A 2,629-nucleotide genomic window follows, 5' to 3' on the forward strand; every position below is an offset into this window, starting at 1 on the left:
CAATAAATCGACTAGCCTTTGTCGCCCGTCCATTTTGAACATCAACTGTATAAAAATATTCAGTTGTTAGTGCAGGTGGTTTGGCAAGCGAGGAACGGGGTGAAACAGTACAAACGCTGCATCACCTTTAACTTATTGTCTCTATAATTTGCTCTTTCGGAAGCTTTGATCGGATGAACTCTACCCAAAACATCTTTACTACCCTTCCTGAAACCCTACATCAATCTCTCAACACCTACTTAGAAAAACATCCTGATTGGGATGAAAGTCGCCTTATTACCGCAGCTATTTCTCTCTTTCTGCTGCAAAATGCTGATGGTGACCGCAGTGTTTCCCAAGTTTATCTCGAAACTCTGTTTCGTCGTGGCTAATTTAGAACAGTTAGCGCCCATTAAGAAGTTCTCAACTGTTAAAGATATATATATCTGAGCCTAAAAATTACTTTCCTCCTTGGATAATAGGAGCGCATTCATGTACTAGAAAAAATTAATGTTTATTAAATCCCCTCTAAAAAAAGTTTTAATATGAGAAAATTGCCTCTGCTTATTCCTTTAGTTATCCTAGCTTTTAGCAGCATAGTTGTTAATAGCCAAGAAACTTCCTCGCCCAATACTTACACTCAATCTGTTAAGCGTGAAGTTTTAGCAAATGGTTATCCTACTCAAGATCAAAAGCAGATTCTTGAGCTTGTACGCTATACCATCGCACCAAGAACAAAACTCCCTACTCATACTCATCCGGGGATGCAGATTGAACGAGTAGAGGCGGGAACTTTAACTTACACTGTTGTGGAAGGAGAAGCTAAAGTAACAAAAGCTAACGGTACAGAATTGATTCTTCAAAAAGGGAAAACTACACAGCTTACAGTGGGAGATTCTTTGGTTGAATCTGCCGGAATGCTTCATTATGCAGAAAACCAAACAAACAAACCGATCATTTTGTTGTCTGCTTCTCTATTTAATGCCAATCAACCAAAAGCTATTCTAGCCAGTCCTGAAAAAAGATAAAAAGTACAAGCGGATCGGTTTGAGCGTTCGCATAATTTTCCATCTGTACTACAACCCGACAAGCTTCGATATCGCCATAACATGAGGTTATGGACTATGGAATCGCACTGATGAGCAAAAGTTTAGTGTGAATGGGCTGGTGTTTGTGAGCAATACAGACTTAACAGTGCGTCTGTTAAAGTTGGCAATGGGAGCATTACGTAGAAACTAACGGCCTTCCACTAGCCAACAGGGAAGGAAGGCACAAAGTAGAGGCGTATAATTGCTAGGTAACTATGCAAAGGTGTAATTGGACTCTTTCTTTACCAATTTCTTTGAATCAGATTAATTATCATATCCTTAAAACTTAAATAAATTATTAATAATAGCAGGAGAAACTGCTCAAATTGAATAAGCGGATCTAACCGCCAACCTTGCATAATTAATATGATTCCACACAGAAATAGACAAATTGGTGCTAATACTCCTTGGATAATGTAAATTGTTAAAATAGGAATTGTTAATGTATTTTTCCTTTGACTTAACCAGCCGAGCATTAAAGTCACATATATAACTGCTAAAACTAAATAAAAAGTTCCAATTAATCTGATTTCAATTAATCCAGTTGATCTAACTCCAAAAGTGACTTGAGCTAAAGTAAACATTTCTTAAAAATCCTAATTCTTTATCAAGTTATTGATACTGCGATTCCCTACATAAATCTCTGCTACCAATCGTTTATACTTATCAGTCTCAACGGGGCGTAGAGTAATGGCTTGTCCCACTGGCAGCAATTGTTTGAGTCTTGCTGATGATTGCTCTCCCCAAGGGTTTTGCTTCATCTCTGGTGCATCGATGCAGACGAGGCGAACAGTTAGGGTTTTGTTACCAGTTCTCACCCGTATGGTGTCACCATCACCTACGCTTACAACTGTAGCAGTAAGATTGTTGGCAAATACGGGTAACGACATTTGAGCTAAAAGCAAAGCGCCAACGCCAATCAAGCGAAATTTAAAAACCATTTGTACTAAAAATCACTCAAAACTTCTTTTAGGATTCCCAATTTCAGCCAAGCGATCGCTAGTTAAACCACAAATTAGTTTTATGTTTTAAAGTAGAAAATATTATCCAGTCTACTTTTTTTAATTCTAGGTTTTTACTCTTTATCTTCAGTAGTCAGAGAACGAATTAATTCCCGGATTACATCGGTTGCTGGTCTGCCAGTCTTTAAGCAGTATTTTTCCAGCTTCTCTGCTTCACTTGATGTCAGATTGATTGTAAGTCGTTTAGCAGCCCATTTTTTATTCATAATATTAGAAAAGTTTGATTTAGCAACTACTTCTCTAATATCAATCACTTAATATGTTCTTTAACATGGGGCTACCACTGGCTTTTAATTTAAGAGATGATGAAGCAAACTAATATGTTTTTCTAAATAATAGTGAGTCCGTAAAGTCTATTTTAGAGGATGAAGTTCCAGCTTATTAAAACCAATAATTATTAAGACATTATCAAGGTATCGGCTCAATAAGTCGGGGTAACGAATAAAAGTAAGAAGAGTTGCTAGCATCCGATTTCATGAGAGCTAACTATATTGTTCTAACGCAGGCATTCTATTTGAATGCAAACGCTTTACTATAAAG

At 37.1% G+C, this 2,629-nt stretch carries 5 protein-coding genes; 2 read left to right on the forward strand and 3 right to left on the reverse strand.

Annotation, left to right across the window (positions count from 1 at the left end):
* Positions 1 to 173: 173 nt before the first annotated feature.
* Both H6G96_RS40560 and H6G96_RS40565 read left to right on the forward strand, forming a co-directional pair.
* Positions 174 to 371, forward strand: a complete 198-nt coding sequence (locus tag H6G96_RS40560; RefSeq protein ID WP_190920295.1) for a DUF2811 domain-containing protein — start codon at positions 174 to 176, stop codon at positions 369 to 371.
* Between the two features lie 153 nt (positions 372 to 524).
* The gene (locus H6G96_RS40565) at positions 525 to 1,007 is read left to right on the forward strand and encodes a cupin domain-containing protein (protein ID WP_190920298.1); all 483 of its coding nucleotides are present in this window, start codon (positions 525 to 527) and stop codon (positions 1,005 to 1,007) included.
* 302 nt (positions 1,008 to 1,309) lie between these two features.
* Here the strand turns inward: H6G96_RS40565 and H6G96_RS40570 are convergent, their stop codons facing one another.
* The 3 genes from H6G96_RS40570 to H6G96_RS40580 form a co-directional block, all read right to left on the reverse strand.
* A complete protein-coding gene (locus tag H6G96_RS40570) occupies positions 1,310 to 1,651 on the reverse strand; it encodes a Ycf66 family protein (protein ID WP_190920300.1) in 342 nt (113 codons plus the stop codon).
* Positions 1,652 to 1,663: 12 nt separating this feature from the next.
* The gene (locus tag H6G96_RS40575; RefSeq protein ID WP_190920303.1) at positions 1,664 to 2,008 is read right to left on the reverse strand and encodes a thermonuclease family protein; all 345 of its coding nucleotides are present in this window, start codon (positions 2,006 to 2,008) and stop codon (positions 1,664 to 1,666) included.
* Positions 2,009 to 2,142: 134 nt separating this feature from the next.
* The gene (locus H6G96_RS40580) at positions 2,143 to 2,295 is read right to left on the reverse strand and encodes a ribbon-helix-helix protein, CopG family (protein WP_190920022.1); all 153 of its coding nucleotides are present in this window, start codon (positions 2,293 to 2,295) and stop codon (positions 2,143 to 2,145) included.
* Between the last annotated feature and the right edge of the window lie 334 nt (positions 2,296 to 2,629).

The sequence above is a fragment of the Nostoc sp. FACHB-892 genome (assembly GCF_014698795.1).
Classification (GTDB): domain Bacteria; phylum Cyanobacteriota; class Cyanobacteriia; order Cyanobacteriales; family Nostocaceae; genus Nostoc.